1 protein-coding gene is annotated in these 235 nt (G+C 48.1%); it reads right to left on the bottom strand.

All coding sequences use genetic code 11. The annotated features are described in order from the left end of the window. The coding region (locus SB773_RS34715) for an aminoacyl--tRNA ligase-related protein (protein WP_410595107.1) at nucleotides 1-235 on the bottom strand (235 nt) is incomplete at both ends.

The following is a 235-nucleotide window of genomic DNA, read 5'->3' as shown; positions in this document are numbered from 1 at the left end:
GGTATGGACGAAGTACTTCTGGAATCACAATAGTTCCATCAGCTTCTTGGTAGTTCTCCAAAATAGCTGCCACTGTACGGCCAATCGCCAGGCCCGATCCGTTTAGCGTATGAACAAATTCCGGCTTCGATTTCGTATCACGACGGAAACGGATATTGGCACGACGCGCCTGGAAATCCTCGAAATTCGAGCACGACGAAATTTCCCGATACGTATTGTTGCTTGGAATCCAAAC

The sequence above is a fragment of the Bacillus sp. SIMBA_074 genome, assembly GCF_046534555.1.
Classification (GTDB): Bacteria; Bacillota; Bacilli; order Bacillales; family Bacillaceae_G; genus Bacillus_A; species Bacillus_A mycoides.
Note: the sequence above shows the minus strand (reverse complement) of the source record. Positions and strands in the feature narration are given on the sequence as shown.